Here is a 16,952-nt window from a genome sequence, read left to right on the forward strand (position 1 = left end):
GAGAGCGTCACCGGCCCGAGGGCCGGTGACGCTTCTGTGTTCCCGGGTCAGCCCTTGACGGCGCCGGCGGTCAGGCCGCGGACGAAGAAGCGCTGCAATCCGAAGAACACCAGCATCGGCACGGCGATCGAGATGAAGGCGCCGGCCGGCAGCAGTTCGAAGCCCTGGCCCTGGGTGCCGAGCAGCCCCTGCAGCGTCACGATCACGGTGGCGTTCTCGCCCGCGCCGAGGAACAGCAGCGCGATCAGCAGGTCGTTCCAGACCCAGATGAACTGCAGGATGCCGAAGGCGGCGATCGCCGGCACCGACATCGGGACGATCAGCCGCCAGAACGTCTGGAAGTGGGTCGCTCCGTCGATCTTGGCCGACTCGATGACCGAGTTCGGCAGCGTCGCCATGTAGTTGCGCAGCGTGTAGATCGCCAACGGCATCCCGAATCCGGTGTGCAGGATCCAGACCGCGAGATACTGCCCGTTGATGTTCAGGTTGTTCGGGCCGAGCAGGTCGAGCATCGGCACGAAGGCGACCTGGATCGGCACCACCATGACGGCGACGATCATGATGAACAGCACGTCCCGGCCGGGGAACCTCATGAACGTGAAGGCGTACGCGGCGAAGGCGGCGAACATCAACGGCAGGATGGTCGCGGGGACCGCCACCACGATGCTGTTCAGGAAGGAGTTGGCCATCCCGCCGCCACCGCCGCCGGAGAGCACGGCGCGGTAGTTCTCGATCGTCCAGCCGCTGCCGAACGGGTTGAACAACGCGGTCCACCAGCCGGTGGAGACCTGGTCGTCGACCGGCCGGAAGGACGTGATCAGCAGGCCGATGGTCGGGATCGACCACAGCACGACGAGCAAGATCATGATGATCCAGGCCGGGATGTTCCGCGGCTTGATCGTGGGTGCCTCGCTCATCGCATGGCCTCCTGTTGGCGGAAGGCTCTGACCTGGTAGACCAGCACCGGGGTGATCACGATCAGCAGCACGACGACGATCGCCGACGCGATGCCGGACTGGGACTTGGCGAAGATCTCCTGGAAGAACAGGTTCGCGATGACGTTGGTGTCGAACTGTCCGTTCGTCATCACGTACACGATGTCGAACACCTTCAGCACCAAGATCACCAGCGTGACGAAGACAGTGACCATGGTGCCGCGGATCTGCGGGATGACGATCCGCATGAAGATCTGGAACTCGTTCGCGCCGTCGATCCGGCCGGCCTCGATGGTGTCCTCCGGGACGCCCTTGATCGCCGAGGACAGCAGCACCATGCCGAAGCCGGCCTGGATCCAGATCAGGATCACCATCAGCAGCAGATTGTTCAGCTTCAGCTGCGTCTGACTGAGCCAGGACACCGGGTCACCGCCCACCCCGGTGACCAGGGCGTTCAGCAGACCGGTCTGCGGCTGGCCCGGCGGGTTGTAGGCGTACATGGCGCCCCAGATGGTCGCCGCACCGACGAAGGAGATCGCCATCGGCAGGAAGATCAGGCTCTTGGTGACGTTCTCGGCACCGCCGGGCAGCCGGTCGGCGAGCACCGCGACGATGGTGCCGAAGAACACGACGGCCGCCGGCACGATCAGCAGCCAGAGCAGGTTGTTGATCAAGGACGACAGGAACTCGGCGTTGGTGAAGATCGAGGCGTAGTTCGCCAGGCCGACGTAGGCGGTGCTGTCGGAGTTGGCGAAGCTGAAGTTGATCGTCTGCACCGTCGGGTAGAGCAGCATCAGGCCGATCAGCCCGACCCCCGGCAGCAGGAAGGCGTACGGCATCAGGCCGCCGGACACCCGCTTCGGCAGGGCCTCGACGAACATGTTGATGAAGTAGAAGACCGCCGCCGCGCCGAGCACGCCGAGCACCACCGCCAGCAGTCCCTGCAGCAGCTTGGGGAAGAACTGGGGGTAGTAGACGAACGCCTGGAACAGCGAACCGATGCCGGCGATCAGCACCCAGATGCCGACCACCGCGATGATCATCCGGAGCACGGCGGGCAGCCGGTGATCGCGCGCGACCGGGCCCTCCGGACTGGCCGCGGTCTGTTGTCCGCTCGCCGCGTCCGCGGCTACTTCGGCCACGATGCCTCGATCTCGTCGGTGACCTGCTTGGTCGTCTTGGTGCCGCGCACCCAATCGACCATGCCGGTCCAGAACGTCCCCGAGCCGACCGCCTTCGGCATCAGGTCCGAGCCGTCGAACCGGAACACGTCCGCGTCAGAGGCGAACGCCGCGATCTTGCGCGTCGTCTCGTCCGGGTAGTTGCTCGGGTCGAACGTCTTGTGCGGCGACAGCCAGCCGCCGTCGGCCGCCCACTCCTTGCCGAACTGGTCGGAGGTGAGGAACTTCATCACCTCGATGGAGTCCGGGTCGTTGCCGTTGAACAAGCCGGCCAGGTCGCCGCCGCCGAGCACCGGGCTGCCCGAGTACTCACCGTCGTAGCGGGGGAACTTGAAGACGTCGACCCGGTTGTCCAGATCGGCCTGCACGTCCTTGGGATAGAAGGAGTAGGCGAAGTTGCCCTGCCGGTGCAGCAGGCACTTCGGCGGATTCTGGAAGGCCGGGTTCATCGCGTCGCCGAACGGGGTGTTGATCACGCCGTCGGCGCCGCCGAAGACGTTGCCCTGGGTCTTGATCAACTTGCCGAACTCCTCGAACGCCTGCTGGACCCGCTCGTCGTTGAAGGGGATCCGGTGGCTGGTCCAGTCGTCGTAGACGTCCGGGCCCCACATCCGGAGCATGTACTCCTCGATCCAGTCGGTGCCGACCCAGCCGGTCGACTGGTCGGCGTTGAAGCCGATGCACCAGGGAGCGATGCCCTTGCCGCGGATCTCGGCAGCGACCTTGTCCAGGGCCTGGATCGAGTCGACGTCGGTGGGGTAGCCGTCCTGCGAGTACGCCTTCGGGGTCCACACGACGCTCTTCACGGCCATCCGCATCGGCGCCCCGTACACCCGGCCGTTCAGCCGGGCCGATTCGAGGAACCCGGGCACCAGGGTCCGGTCGATGGCGTCGAAGTCGAGGTACGTGTCGATCGGCGCGATCTGCTTCTGCGCGGCCAGTTCGAGCAGGCCGCCGGGCTGCGGGAAGAGCGCGATGTCGGGCTCCGAGCCGCCCTGCACCCGGGTCTTGACGATGGTCGTGAAATCCGACGAGTCGACGTACTCGATGGTGATCCCGGTGCGCTGCTGGAACTCCTGCAGCGACTTGACGAAGGAGGCCTTCTCCGCGCCGCCGAAGGCGCCGAGGATCTCGACCTTCTTGTCGTTGTCGACCGTGTTGTTGTCGGCGATGGCCTCGCCGCCGCCCGAGCCGCCGTTGCGAGAGCCGGCGTTCGGGTCACGCAGGCAGCCGGTCAGGCCGACCACCAGGACCAAGCACCCGGTGATCGCCGCCAACAGTCGCTTCGAATGCGATGTCATGGTCACGCTCGCTTCCCCACGGGCCCGATCGCCCGCCGGATCGATCAGTCCTCTATCTCTACCCCCAAACCAGGTTGCTGTCCACCGAACGCGCCAAACCGACACCGGATCGCTGCCGGTGGAACCGGTTCATGATCACGAGCCGAACCGCCGGCCATGATCGACTTGCATGATCAACTGCCGGTGTAACCGACCGTGGGCCGGATCCGCAGTCCTTGCGGTGTCATCACGAATCCCGCTTCTTGAAGCGCTTTCCGTACCGGTTCGGAGCCGAAGACATGATCACCGTCGGCGCGCTGCACGGTCAGCTTGCCGAGCTGGCCGCGGCGCACGGCTGAGGCGAGCGCGACCGCGGCGGGCTCCAGCACGTCGCGCCGGTCGGTGAAGCTGAGCAGGGTCCGGCCGCCGCGCTCCACGTAGAAGATCAACTCACCGGCGACCAGGACCACCAGGGCGCCGGCCTTGCGGCCCGGCCGGTGGCCGGCCCGGTCGGGCCAGCTCAGCGCCGCCCCGTACGGGTTCGCGGGGTCGCAGGCGGACAGCACGATCGCCTCCGGCTGCTCCGGCTCGGCCGAGGCGGCGCGGAGCCGGTCGACGGCGCCGGGCAGCGCGAACTGGGCCGCGCCGAGCCCTTCGATGAAGTAGCCGCGGCGGCATTGGCCGGACTCCTCGAGCGTGGCCAGCGCCCGGTAGGCGGCGCCGAAGCCGCCCTCGGTGCCCTCGGCCGTGACGGCGCCGCGGGTGACCACGCCGTAGCGGTCCAGCCAGCCGAACACCTGGTCGGTGAACCGGGCCGAGCGCTCCGCCTCGGTGCGCTCGATCAGGGACCAACGGCCGGCGGTGGTGGGGGAGGCGTTGATCCGGGCGGCCACCCGGGCCCGCAGTTGCGACCGCAGCTGTCCCCGATGGGTCCGGCTGCGCGGCGCCGGCCGGCTCCGGTGGACGCCGCCGGTGACCCGGGCCCGGACCGGCGCGAACGTGTCGCCGGTGACCAGTCCGGCCCAGACCAGTTCCCAGAGCGCGTCCTCGTAGCCGGCCGCCTCGTCGTCGTCGCCGAGCCGCCGGGTCAGCTCGGTCAGGAACGAGGCCCCACCGGGATGGAACACCGACAGCAACGCGGCCGCTCGCTGATCCTCCGGCTCGCGGCGCGGCGGCGGCGCCTCCAGCCCGGGCAGCAGGAACCGGATCCACCCGTCCGCCTCGCCGATCGCCCCGTCGCCGGCCCAACTCACCTCGCCGGCCGTGATCAGCTGGTCCAGCAGGGCCGGCTGGTAGTCGGCGACCCGGGCCGGCAGGATCACTGACTCGACCGCGCTGGCCGGGACCGGATAGCCGGCCAGCGACTCCAGCGCGGCGAGCACGCCGTCGGTCCCGCGGCCGGGGCTGCCGATGCCGTGCCAGTCGATCAGGAACCGGGCGTAGGCGACCCGCTCGACCGGCTCGACCTCGCGGCGTAGCCGGGCCAGCGTGCGCCGCTTGATCAACGCCAGCACCCGCTGATGGCAGTACTGGCGCAGATGCTGCAGTTCGTCGCCGAGCTGGACGAAGTGGCCGGCCACGACAGACCCGTCGTCGATCAGCCGGCGGCAGGCGTCGGTGACCACGCCGGCCGGCAGCCCGTACCGGTCGGCGATCGTCTCGGCGACGAACGGCCCGTGCTGCCGGGCCCAGCGCAGCACCAGGTCGTCGATCGGCTGCGGCACCGGCTCGGCGAAGCTGGCGGCCACCCCGGGCGGCACCGGAACGCCGAGACCGTCGCGCAACCGGGGCACGTCCTCGATCACCGCGACCAGGTCGGCGCCGGCGATCCGCACCTCGACCAGCCGGCGCGCGGTGATCAACTCCCGGACCGCACCTTCATGATCGAATTCGGGCCGGCTGCGGTCGGCCAGCTCGTCGGTCCGGAACGGGCCCGCAGTGCGGATCAGGTCGTACACCTGTTCGGTGGTCGACGCCTGGCGCTCCTCGCTGAGCCCCTGCAGGTCCGCCTCGGTCTCGGCGATCACCTGCGGGTCGAGCAGTTGCTGCAGACCGTCCTTGCCGAGCAGTTCGGCGAGCAGGGTCGCGTCCAGGGCGAGCGCCGCGGCCTTCTTCTCGGCCAGCGGCACGTCGCCCTCGTAGACGAACGCGCCGACATAGCCGAACAACAGCGATCGCGCGAACGGCGACGGCTCGGCGGTCTCCACCTCGACGACCCGCAGGTCGCGGCTGGCGATCGACTGCTGGACCTTGATCAACTCCGGCAGCTCGAACACGTCGGTGAGGCACTCCCGCATCGTCTCGAGCACGATCGGGAACTCGGGGTAGCGGGCGGCGACGCCGAGCAGCTGGGCCGACCGCATCCGCTGCTGCCACAGGGGAGAACGGGCCCGCGGATCGCGGCGGGGGAGCAGCAGTGCCCGTGCCGCGCACTCCCGGAACCGGGACGCGAACAGGGCCGAGCCGCCGACCTCATCGGTGACGATCTGCTCCAGCGCCTCCGGGTCGGCGATGATCAACTCCGCGCCGGGCGGATCGGCGTCGGTGTCCGGGATCCGCAGGATGATCCCGTCGTTGGTCGCGGTCGCCTGCACCTCCGTTCCGTACCGTTCCCGCGCGGTGTGCTCGATCGCCAGCGCCCACGGCGTGTGCACGCCGAGGCCGAGCGAGGAGTGCAGGCAGACCCGCCAGTCGCCGAGCTCGTCGCGGAACCGTTCGAAGACCACGGTCCGGTCGGTCGGCAGCGCGCCGGTCGCCTGCTGCTGCTCGGTCAGGTAGCTGACCAGGTTGCGGGCGGCCGAGTCGTCCAGGCCGGCTTCGCGCAACCGCGTGGTCGCGGGCTCCGTCTTGAGTCCGGCCAGCTCCCGGACGAAGCCGCCGAAGGCCACCCCGAGCTCGGCCGGCCGGGCCGGGGCGTCGCCTTTCCAGAACGGCAGCCGGCCGGGCTGGCCCGGAGCCGGCGAGACCAGCACCCGGTCGTGGGTGATCTGCTCCACCCGCCAGCTCGTGGTGCCGAGGGTGAACACGTCGCCCACCCTCGTCTCGTACACCATCTCCTCGTCCAGCTCGCCGACCCGCCGGCCGGGCCCGGTGTCCTCGCCGGCCAGGAAGACGCCGAACAGCCCGCGGTCGGGAATCGTGCCGCCGGACGTGACGGCCAGTCGCTGGGCGCCGGGCCGGGCGCTCAGCCGGTCCGTGTCGCGCTGCCAGACCAGCCGGGGCCGCAGCTCGGCGAAGTCCTCCGACGGGTAGCGGCCGCTGAGCATGTCGAGCACCGCGTCGAAGACACTGCGGGGGAGGTCGGCGAAGTTCGAGGCCCGCCGGACCAGCCGGTAGACGTCGTCGGCCGCGACCTCACCGCCGGCGGTGATCGCGACGATCTGCTGGGCCAGCACGTCGAGCGGGTTGCGCAGCTCCGCCACCGCCTCGATGGCGCCCGCCCGCATCCGTTCCACGACCACCGCGGACTCGATGAGATCGCCGCGGTGGTTGGGGAAGAAGACGCCGCGGGACACGGCGCCGACCTGGTGACCGGCCCGGCCGACCCGCTGCAGCCCACTGGCCACCGAGGGCGGCGCCTCGACCTGGACCACCAGGTCGACGGTGCCCATGTCGATGCCGAGCTCGAGCGAGGAGGTGGCCACCACGCAGGGCAGCCGGCCCGACTTCAGGTCGTTCTCGATCTGGGCCCGCTGCTCCTTGCTCACCGAGCCGTGGTGGGCTCGGGCGACCACCGGCGTCGTCGAACCGTCGCGGCCGGCCGACTCGCCGGACTGGGCCATGATCTGGGCCGGCGGCTGGTGTGGCTCGGTGGCCTCGCCGAGCCGCTCCGCGTGCAGCTCGTTGAGGTGCGCGGTGAGCCGCTCGGCCAGCCGCCGCGAGTTGGCGAACACGAGTGTCGTCCGGTGCCGGCCGATCAGGTCGAGGATCCGGTTCTCCACGTGCGGCCAGATCGACGGCGGCCGGCGGCTGTCCGCGGACTCCGGCTCGTCCGCGACCGACGCCGTCGGTGCGGCGGCGGCCTGCAGGTCGCTCATGTCCTCGATCGGGACCACGATCTCGAGGTCCCAGCTCTTGTTCGCCGGCGGGGCCACGACGGTCACCGGCTGATCACCGCCGAGGAACCGGGCGACCCGCTCCGGCGGCCGTACGGTGGCGGAGAGCCCGATCCGCTGCGGCGGCCGCTCGGTCAGCTCGGCCAGCCGCTCCAGCGACAGGGCCAGGTGCGCGCCGCGCTTGGTGCCGGCCAGCGAATGCACCTCGTCGACGATCACGGTACGGATGCCGGTCAGGGTGTCCCGGGCCGCCGACGTGAGCATCAGGAACAGCGATTCCGGCGTCGTGATCATGATGTCCGGCGGCCGGGTGATCAACTTCCGGCGGTCCGAGGCGGTGGTGTCGCCGGACCGGATGCCGACCGTCACGCTCGGCGTCGGCTCGCCCAGCCGGGCCGCGGTCCGGCTGATCCCGGCCAGCGGTGCCCGCAGGTTGCGTTCGACGTCGACCGCGAGCGCCTTGAGCGGCGACACGTACAGCACCCGGCAACGTTCCTTGGCCGGCGGCTCGGGCTCCCGGATCAGCCCGTCCAGCGCCCAGAGGAACGCCGCCAGCGTCTTGCCGGAGCCGGTCGGCGCGATCACCAGCGCGTTCTGCCCGGCCGAGATCGCCGACCAGGCACCGGCCTGGGCCGGCGTCGGGGCGGCGAAGACGTCGGTGAACCAGGTCGCGGTCGCCGGGGCGAACGCGGCCAGCGGATCGGGGGCCTGCACGGACATGCTTCCCATCCTGCACCCGACCGCTGACAGCCGGCGCCGCCACCGGCAGCCGACCCGCCTGCGGTCCCGTCAGCGCGCCCGGATCACCAGCTGCGCGATCGCGTGGAGGTCCAAGCAGTCACTCTTGTCGATCGGTGACTGGGACACCGCGACCGGATCGCCGTCGGCGACCTGGATCCGGAGGACGGGCTCGTCGGCCGGTGGTTCGGGCGGAGCGCAGAGTCCGGTCCGCAGGATCAGCCGGATCGCGTCCCGTTCGGGCGCCGCCAGGTCGAGCGTGCGGGTCTCCGGGTCCCCGGAACCCTCGGTGCTCTGGACCACGGACCCGTCGGGCCGGAGGTCGAGGCGGATCCGCGGCTCAGCGGTGTCGCGGCCCCAGCGGACCGTGATCTTGGGCAGGTCGGGTCGGCCGTCCGGCAACGGCTCCCGGAAGCCGTCCCGCCGGTACGGCTCCAGCAGTTCCCTCAGTTCGGCGAGCGTGGGTCGGTCCGACGTCGTACACGGGACGTCCACCGCGAGCCCGCCCATCCGGAACGTCTCCCGGAACGACGCAAGATCACCGCAGACCTTCGTCTCGACGTCGTCAAGCGGCCGGGTGAGCTGATCGTTGAACTCGGGCGAGGCGATCAACGCCCGGAGCCGTTCCATGGTCCGCGACTCGATCATGCCGCCCGTCGACAGCGAGCCGTTCACCAGGACGCCCGCGCCGTCGGCGAAGACTCGCAGTTCGATCTCCCGGCCGGCCAGCCGGAAGTCGCCGAAGCGCAGCGACGGTGCGGGATTCCGCGGCACCGAGGCGCACCCCGGAGCCGCCGCGACTGCGGCTCCGGCCAGGGCGAACGCGAACGCGCGTCGGGTCAGCATGGGCCCACCTCCGGACCTGACCGTAGCGGGAACGAGGTCGTCGCGACGCCGCCGGACCCGGGCGCAGCGTGATCAATTCGTTGGATTAACCGCGACGCGGACGGAGGGAAACCCCTAAGCTACGGCGGGTACCCAGGTCTCTCGAGGAGGACGTATGCGCCCCACCCGTACTGTGGTCGCTCTGCTGGCTGCGGCGAGTCTGTTGCTGGCCGGCTGCTCCGGCGGCCGGAATGCCCAGCAGGGCGGGCCGAGCACCGACCCGGGGGTGCAGCTCGACCAGGACGGCTACGCGGTGGTCACCGGCGAGGCCAAGAAGGGTGGCGTGGTCCGGGTGCTCGGCCAGCCCGAGTTCTCCCACCTCGACCCGGCGATGGGCAACGACGGCGGCGTGAACAACTTCTACCGGCTGATCTACCGGACGTTGACCACGGCGGCCAACGAGCCGGGAGCGGGCGGCACCAAGATCGTCCCTGATCTTGCGACCGACACCGGCCGGCCCAACGAGGATGCCACCGAGTGGACGTACACGCTGAAGGACGACATCTTCTTCGAGGACGGCACGCCGATCACCGCGGCCGACTTCAAGTACAGCCTCGAGCGTTCGATGGACGCGGCGCTGCGGATCGGCTCGGACTTCCACATCCAATACCTGGAAGGGGCCTCGGACTACAAGGGCATCTATCAGGACCCGAAGGGCCTGGACTCGATCGAGGTCGTCGACGAGAAGACGATCACGTTCCACCTGAACCGCCCGGTGGCCTACTTCCCCGTGGTGGCGATGACACCGCCGTTCGCGCCGTTCCCGGCCGGCAAGATCGCCAACGTCCGGCAGATCGACGAGAAGCCGATCGCGTCCGGGCCGTACAAGATCGAAAGCTACCAGCGCGGCTCGAAGTTGATCTTGGTCCGGAACGAGCAGTGGAAGCCGGAGTCCGACCCGGTCCGGCCGGCCCTGCCAGACGGGTACGAGTTCCTGTTCGGCATCGATGCGGCGACGGTGGACGACCGGATGCTCGCCGCGCAGGGCGAAGACGCGAACGCGGTCGGCGTCTACTCGATCCAGCCGGCGACGCTGGCCAAGATCCAGACGCCGGAGCTGAAGGCCCGCACGATCCGTGATCATCCGAGCTGCACGTTCTATCTCTACCTGAACATGGCGAAGAAGCCGCTGGACGACCTCAAGGTCCGGCAGGCGATCAACTACGCGATCGACAAGCAGAGCGTGATCACCGTGACCGGCGGACCGCTGGTCACCCAGCCGGCCACCGACATGCTGCTGCCGAGCGTGCCGGGCCGGGAGGAGTTCGACCTCTACCCGACGCCGGAGTTCAAGGGTGACATCGAGAAGGCGAAGCAGTTGCTCGCCGAGGCCGGCCACCCGGACGGGTTCAAGGTCACCATGGACGTCCGCGGGCTGCCGAAATGGCAGGCGCAGTCGGAGGCGATCCAGGCCTCGCTGGCCAAGGTCGGCATCGACGCGACGCTGAACGTGATCGACGCGTCCACCTACTACGAGGTGATCCAGACGACCGCCAAGCAGCACGAGATCGGGATCACCGGCTGGTGCGGCGGCGGGCAGACCGGCGAGACCCTGCTGGCCCCGCTGTTCGACGGCAAGCGGCTGTACCCGACCGGCAACAACAACAACAGCCAGCTGGACGATCCCAAGATCAACGCCCGGTTCGAGGAGATCGCCAAGATGAGCAACATCGACGAGCAGAACGCCGCGGTGGCTCAGTTGAACCGGGAGATCATGGAACTGGCGCCGGTGGTCCCGCTGGTCCGGGACACCCCGCTGCAGCTGATCGGGCCGAACATCGGCGGCGCCTTCGCCCATGCCGGGATGACCGGGTACGTCGACCTGACCTCGCTCGGCCTGAAGAACCCGTGATCCGGCGGGCCGTCCGAAGGTGAGTACGCCGACGCGGCTGACCGGCCCGGGACCGGACAGTGACGGCGCGGGCGGACCGGGGGCGCCGGCCGGGCTGCCGCGCCGCCGTCGGCTGCCCCGGCTGCTGCTGTCCCGGCCGGCGACGGTGATCAGCCTGGTCTTCCTCGCGCTGCTGGTGCTGATGGCGATCTTCGCTCCGGTGCTGACGGCGATCTCCGGCCACGATCCGTACGCCTTCGACGAGGACGCGATCGACCCGCGCCTGGGCGGTCTGCCGATCGGGCCGCTGGGCGGCATCTCGGCCGAGCACTGGTTCGGCGTCGAGCCGCTGAACGGGCGGGACATCTTCGCCCGGATCGCTTACGGGGCACGGTTCTCGCTGAGCATCGCGGTGCTGGCGACAGTGCTCACGGTCGCCATCGCGGTGCTGCTCGGCACCATCGCCGGGTACGCCGGCGGGGTGGTCGACACGGTGATCGGCCGGGTGATGGACTTCCTGATGGCGTTCCCGTCGCTGATCTTCATGATCGCGATCCTGTCGGCGGTGCCGCAGGCCAACCGGATGGTCATGTTGATCACCGTGCTCAGCCTGTTCGGCTGGCCACAGCTGGGCCGGGTGGTGCGGGCCCAGGCGATGTCGCTGCGGAACCGGGAGTTCGTCGAGGCGGCGGTGGCCTCCGGCGCCGGGCCGTTCCGGATCGTGTTCGCCGAGGTGATCCCGAACCTGTCCGGCACGATCATCGTGGTGGCGACGCTGATGCTCCCGCAGTACATCGCCACCGAGGCCGGGCTGAGCTTCCTCGGCGTCGGGGTCCGGCCGCCGGACCCGTCCTGGGGCCAGATGATCGCCGGCGCGGTCCAGTGGTCCGCCACGAACCCCATGTTCTTCGCCATTCCCGGCCTCTTCCTGACCTGCACCGTGCTGTCCTGCATGGTGGTCGGTGATCACATCCAGCGGATCATGGCCCGGCGGGAAGGGGTCTGACCATGATCAGTTACGTGCTGCGCCGGATCGGCTGGGCCCTGCTCACCCTGTTCGGGGTCTGCCTGTTCACGTACGCGATCTTCTTCCTGCTCTCGCCGGACCCGGCGGTGCTGATCTGCGGCCAGACCTGTACGCCCGAGCGGATCGCGACGATCCGTGATCAACTCGGGTTGGACCAGCCGTTCTGGGTCCAGTTCGGCACGTTCCTGCTCGGCCTGGTCGCCGGTCGCTGGTACGGCAGCGGGCCCGGAGCCGTGCACTGCGCGGCACCGTGCCTGGGCCACAGCTTCCAGAGCGGACAGAACGTCGGCACCATGATCGGTGAGCGGATCGAGGTGACCGTCACCCTCGCGGTCGGCGCCTCGCTGATCTGGCTCGCCTGGGGCCTGCTGTCCGGGGTGCTCAGCGCGCTGCGCGAGGGCACCTGGGTGGACCGCTCGTTCAACGCGGTGGCGCTGGCCGGGATCGCGCTGCCGAACTACTTCGTCGCGCTGGTGCTGCAGTTCGTGCTGGTGGTGCAGCTCGGCGTGCTGCCGTTCCCGACCACGGTCCGGTTCAGCGAGGACCCGGCGCTGTGGTGGGACAGCTACCTGATGCCGTGGATCGTGCTGGCGCTGATGTATGCCGCCATGTACACCCGGCTGACCCGCTCCAACGTGCTGGACACGCTGGGCGAGAACTACGTCCGGACCGCCCGGGCGAAGGGCCTGCCGCCGGTCACCGTGGTCGGCAAGCATGTGCTGCGGCCGTCCCTGACGCCGATCATCACGATCTTCGGGATGGACGTGGCGACGCTGATGGGAGGCGCGTTGATCACCGAGTCCGTGTTCGGCCTGAACGGGATCGGCAAGATGGCCCGGGACGCGATCAGCACCAACGACCAGCCGGTGATCATGGGCTTCACGCTGGTCGCCGCGTTCTTCGTGATCACCGCCAACATCGTGGTCGACCTGCTCTACTCGGTGCTCGACCCACGGATCCGGGTGCGGTCGGCATGAACGACCTGATCACCGTGGAGGGCCTGACGATCCGGTTCCCGACCGCGGACGGGGAACCGGCGACCGTGGTGGACGGGCTGTCGTTCACGATCGAGTCCGGCGAGGCGCTCGGCCTGGTCGGCGAGTCCGGGTCGGGCAAGTCGATGACCGCGCTCGCGATCATGGGCCTGCTGCCGCCCGCCGCGCAGGTCACCGGTTCGATCCGGCTGGCCGGCCCCGGCGGCGAGGCGCTCGAACTGGTCGGCCGGTCCGACCGGCAGCTGCGGCGGATCCGCGGGATGCGGATCTCGATGGTGTTCCAGGACCCGCTGTCCTCGCTGAACCCGTACTACACGGTCGGTGATCAGGTGGCCGAGGCGTACCGGGCGCACCGGGGCGGGTCTCGGGCCGACGCCCGGAAGGCCGCGATCGCGGCCATGGAGCGGGTGCACCTGCGTGAGCCGGCGCGGACGTACCACAACTATCCGCACCAGTTCTCCGGCGGCATGCGGCAGCGGATCATGATCGCGATGGCCCTGGTCTGCGAGCCGCAGCTGGTGATCGCGGACGAGCCCACCACGGCACTGGACGTGACCGTCCAGGCGCAGGTGCTCGACCTGATCAAGGAGGTCCGGGCGACCACCCGGGCGAGCCTGCTCTTCATCACCCATGATCTTGCGGTGGTGAGCCGGGTGACCGACCGCGTGCTCGTGCTGAGCCAGGGCGTACGGCAGGAGTTGAGCACGACTCGGGAACTGTTCACCGACCCGCAGTCGGCGTACACGAGGATGCTGATCGACGCGACACCGCGTCTCGTCGATCCCGGTCACGACGGAGGGGACGCGTGACGACCGAGACCATGACCCCGCCGGTGATCCTCGCCGCGGAGAACCTGATCAAGGACTACCGGGTGTCCCAGCCCGGCCGGGTGCTGACCAGCCGGCGCACCTTCCGCGCGGTCGACGGCGTCTCGCTGGAGATCCTGGAGGGGCAGACGGTCGGCCTGGTGGGCGAGTCCGGCTCCGGCAAGTCGACCACGGCGCGGATGATCGGCCGGCTGATCGAACCGAGCAAGGGCCGGGTCCGGATCGGTGATCGGGACGTCACCCGGGCCACCGGGCCGGCGCTGCGGGAGTTCCGGCGCAGTGTCCAGTTCGTCTTCCAGGATCCCTTCTCCAGTTTGAATCCGCGGCAGAACGTCGAGCAGCTGGTGTCGGCGCCGCTGCGGTACCAGGGCCTCTCGTCGCTGGCCGCCGCGGTGCCCCGCGTCAAGGAACTGATGGAGCGGGTCGGGCTCAACCCGGACCACTCGCGGCGCTACCCGGCCCAGTTCTCCGGCGGCCAGGCGCAACGGATCGGGATCGCCCGGGCGATCGCCTGCAATCCGCGGGTGATCATCTGCGACGAGCCGGTGTCGGCCTTGGACGTCTCCGTGCAGGCCCAGGTGCTGCGGCTGCTGACCGAGTTGCAGGCCGACTTCGGCTTCAGCTATCTGTTCATCTCCCATGATCTTGCGGTGGTACGGCAGGTGGCGCACCGGGTCTGCGTGATGCAGGGCGGCACGATCGTGGAGCAGGGGGAGCGGGACCAGATCTTCGCCGAACCGCGGCACGAGTACACCCGGACGCTGCTGGCCGCGGTGCCGACCATCCCACCCGAATGGGAACGCGAGCGACGCTCGCGAGGAGGAGCGAGATGACCGAGGCAGCGGGGGCTGTGCCGTCCGGAGACGGCGCGCTGCGGCGGCTGTACACCGACGAATGGGCCTGGCGGACCGGCGAACTCGGCCATGGCAGCTGGCGGTCGACCGAGACCGACCCGTTCCTGCCCGACGTCGGCCCGGCCGCTCAGGAACGCCGGCAGCGGCACTGGGAGGAGACCCTGGCCGCGGTCCGGGGGATCGACCCGGCCACCCTGTCGGAGGCCGAGCGGACCAATCAGGCCGTGTACGACAACCAGCTGCAGACCTTGATCAACCAGCAGCGGTTCCGGACCTGGGAGGCTCCGGCCAACGCCGACAGCTCGTTCTGGAACGACCTGATCGACCGCGGTCGCCGGCCGATCACCGACCCGGACCAGGCCGAGCGCTGGCTGAGCCAGCTGGAGCACGTACCGGCCTACCTGGAGCAGCAGATCGAGAACCTGGGCGCCGGCCTGGCCCGCGGCTTCGGCCCGCCCAAGATCACCATGACCGGGCGCGAGACGACCGCCCGGACCGTCGCCGAGGCCGCCGACCCGGCCACTCTGCCGTTCGTGACCACCCTGGACGGCCTGACCGGGCCGCGAGCGGAATCCCTGCGCAGGAAGGCGATCCGGCTGGTCGAGGAGCGCGTCCAACCGGCGTTCCGCGGGCTGGTCGACTACCTGACCGAGACCTACCTGCCGAACCTTCCCGAGGCGATCGCGGCCGTCGAGATCGCTGGCGCCGACTACTACGCCGCACAGCTGCGCGAATTCACGACGCTCGACCTGACGCCCGAGGAGATCCACGCGATCGGGCTGCGCGAGGTGGACAAGATCAGGACCGAGATGCGGGGGATCGCCGAGCAGACCGGCTTCGGCGGCGACGTGGACGCGCTGCTGGCGTTCATGCGCACCGATGATCAGTTCTACGTGGACGAGCCGCGGGAGCTGCTTCGCGAGGCGGCCTGGCACGCCAAGAAGTTCGACGCCGTGGTGCACCGCTACTTCGGTCGGGTGCCGCGGCAGCGGTTCGCGATCATCGAGGTGCCGCCGGACCTGGCGCCGTTCTACACCTTCGGCCGCGGCGGGGTGGACCGCTATCTACTGAACACGTACGCGCTCCGGGAGCGGCCGCTCTATTCGCTGCCGGCGCTCACCCTGCACGAGGCCGCGCCCGGCCACGCGTTCCAGATCCCGCTGGCGCTGGAGCAGCATGATCATCCCGAGTTCCGCCGCAACGACTACCTGTCGGCCTACGGCGAGGGCTGGGCGCTCTACACCGAGCGGCTCGGTGTCGAGATGGGGATGTACGAGACCCCGTACGAGCTGATGGGCATGCTCGGCTACCAGATGTGGCGGGCGGTCCGGCTGGTGATCGATCCGGGGATCCACGCCCTTGGCTGGTCCCGGGACCGGGCGCAGGCCTTCCTCCGCGACAACACGGCGATCGGCGGCCACGAGGTGATCACCGAGGTGGACCGCTACATCGCCTGGCCCGGCCAGGCCTGCGCCTACTATCTCGGCCAGCTGGAGATCCTGGACCTTCGGGCCCGGGCGGAGCGGGAGCTCGGCGAGGCCTTCGATCTTCGGCACTTCCATGATCAGGTGCTGTCGCTCGGCTCCGTACCGCTGCAGGTGTTGCGGGCCGAGGTCGAGCGGTTCATCGCCCGCGGCGGTGCGTCTCCGTACCCCGCGGAGGGCCTTACACGGTGACGATCGAAACGTCGCCGTCGCGTACCCCGGTCAGTCGAGCAAGATCGTCTGGATCACTGGTCAACAACTGATCGCCCGGCCTGGTGAGCATCGCCACGAGCGCATCGACGACGTCCGACGATCCCGATCGACTGAGGAGGACGCCGGCCTCCTTTGCATCCTCAAGGCCGACCTCGCGAACCTCGACGCCGGCCAGGAACTGTGCCAAGCGGGCTTGCCGACTTCCGTGACGCCAGGCCTGTCCCACCACGGGTGCGGTGGTGATCACGTCCGCACCCGCGCGGCGACCAAGCAAGATCATCCCCGCGATCCGTCGGTCGGCCCGGTCGACTGCGATCAAGGCACCGGCGTCGAGGACGAGGTTCATGCCGCCGTCGACTTGTCGCTCTGCGCCGTGGCAGCTGGAGGAAGATAGGGGACTCCCGCGTCCTTGGCGAGGGCCTTGAGTTCGTCTTCGCTGAACCTGCCGTGCTCCGCCTGATACTCACCCAGCCAGGCGTCGATCAGCTGGCCGCGGGCCCAGGCCCCCAGCGCGGTCGAGACGACGGCCGAAAACGGCAGGCCGAGCTGATCGGCTTTGTCGGCAATGATTTGCCGCAGCTCCTCCGGCAGCGTGATCGTGACGCGCGACGTTGTCATACCGGATAGTGTATCTCGATATGCGCGCT

Annotated in this window: 13 protein-coding genes; 6 read left to right on the plus strand and 7 right to left on the minus strand. The window is 69.6% G+C overall.

Annotated features, from left to right (window positions below; genetic code table 11):
* Nucleotides 1–47 precede the first annotated feature (47 nt).
* The 5 genes from AC6CCG_RS16515 to AC6CCG_RS16535 all read right to left on the minus strand — a co-directional run bounded on the left by AC6CCG_RS16515 (nt 48) and on the right by AC6CCG_RS16535 (nt 9,035).
* A complete protein-coding gene (locus AC6CCG_RS16515; RefSeq protein WP_496655682.1) occupies nt 48–917 on the minus strand; it encodes a carbohydrate ABC transporter permease in 870 nt (289 codons plus the stop codon).
* The gene (locus tag AC6CCG_RS16520) at nt 914–2,077 is read right to left on the minus strand and encodes a carbohydrate ABC transporter permease (protein WP_496655683.1); all 1,164 of its coding nucleotides are present in this window, start codon (nt 2,075–2,077) and stop codon (nt 914–916) included. Before AC6CCG_RS16520 ends, AC6CCG_RS16515 begins: the two co-directional genes overlap by 4 nt.
* Nucleotides 2,065–3,417 (minus strand): ABC transporter substrate-binding protein, encoded by a 1,353-nt coding sequence (locus AC6CCG_RS16525; RefSeq protein WP_496655684.1) that lies wholly within the window; start codon nt 3,415–3,417, stop codon nt 2,065–2,067. Before AC6CCG_RS16525 ends, AC6CCG_RS16520 begins: the two co-directional genes overlap by 13 nt.
* 173 nt (nt 3,418–3,590) lie before the next feature.
* On the minus strand, nt 3,591–8,171 hold the full coding sequence (locus AC6CCG_RS16530; protein ID WP_496655685.1) for an ATP-dependent helicase: 4,581 nt from the start codon (nt 8,169–8,171) through the stop codon (nt 3,591–3,593).
* A gap of 69 nt (nt 8,172–8,240) precedes the next feature.
* On the minus strand, nt 8,241–9,035 hold the full coding sequence (locus AC6CCG_RS16535) for a hypothetical protein (RefSeq protein WP_496655686.1): 795 nt from the start codon (nt 9,033–9,035) through the stop codon (nt 8,241–8,243).
* Nucleotides 9,036–9,189: 154 nt separating this feature from the next.
* Here AC6CCG_RS16535 and AC6CCG_RS16540 point away from each other — a divergent pair, with 154 nt between their 5' ends.
* Genes AC6CCG_RS16540 through AC6CCG_RS16565 form a run of 6 tightly spaced genes read left to right on the plus strand, consistent with a single transcriptional unit; the run spans nt 9,190 to nt 16,284 of the window.
* Nucleotides 9,190–10,926 (plus strand): ABC transporter substrate-binding protein, encoded by a 1,737-nt coding sequence (locus AC6CCG_RS16540; protein ID WP_496655687.1) that lies wholly within the window; start codon nt 9,190–9,192, stop codon nt 10,924–10,926.
* Nucleotides 10,927–10,945: 19 nt separating this feature from the next.
* Nucleotides 10,946–11,911 (plus strand): ABC transporter permease, encoded by a 966-nt coding sequence (locus AC6CCG_RS16545; protein ID WP_496655688.1) that lies wholly within the window; start codon nt 10,946–10,948, stop codon nt 11,909–11,911.
* 2 nt (nt 11,912–11,913) lie between these two features.
* The gene (locus AC6CCG_RS16550; protein WP_496655689.1) at nt 11,914–12,909 is read left to right on the plus strand and encodes an ABC transporter permease; all 996 of its coding nucleotides are present in this window, start codon (nt 11,914–11,916) and stop codon (nt 12,907–12,909) included.
* Nucleotides 12,906–13,736, plus strand: coding sequence for an ABC transporter ATP-binding protein (locus tag AC6CCG_RS16555; protein WP_496655690.1), 831 nt, complete (start codon nt 12,906–12,908; stop codon nt 13,734–13,736). The genes AC6CCG_RS16550 and AC6CCG_RS16555 overlap by 4 nt, the downstream gene beginning before the upstream one ends.
* A complete protein-coding gene (locus tag AC6CCG_RS16560) occupies nt 13,733–14,587 on the plus strand; it encodes an ATP-binding cassette domain-containing protein (RefSeq protein WP_496655691.1) in 855 nt (284 codons plus the stop codon). Before AC6CCG_RS16555 ends, AC6CCG_RS16560 begins: the two co-directional genes overlap by 4 nt.
* On the plus strand, nt 14,584–16,284 hold the full coding sequence (locus AC6CCG_RS16565) for a DUF885 domain-containing protein (RefSeq protein ID WP_496655692.1): 1,701 nt from the start codon (nt 14,584–14,586) through the stop codon (nt 16,282–16,284). The genes AC6CCG_RS16560 and AC6CCG_RS16565 overlap by 4 nt, the downstream gene beginning before the upstream one ends.
* On the opposite strand, the gene AC6CCG_RS16570 is transcribed toward AC6CCG_RS16565, so the two are convergent.
* Nucleotides 16,274–16,552, minus strand: coding sequence for a hypothetical protein (locus tag AC6CCG_RS16570; protein WP_496655693.1), 279 nt, complete (start codon nt 16,550–16,552; stop codon nt 16,274–16,276). The genes AC6CCG_RS16565 and AC6CCG_RS16570 overlap by 11 nt on opposite strands.
* A 95-nt stretch (nt 16,553–16,647) precedes the next feature.
* Nucleotides 16,648–16,923 (minus strand): ribbon-helix-helix domain-containing protein, encoded by a 276-nt coding sequence (locus tag AC6CCG_RS16575; RefSeq protein WP_496655694.1) that lies wholly within the window; start codon nt 16,921–16,923, stop codon nt 16,648–16,650.
* Nucleotides 16,924–16,952 lie beyond the last annotated feature (29 nt).

The sequence above is a fragment of the Microlunatus sp. YIM B11417 genome (genome assembly GCF_059617205.1).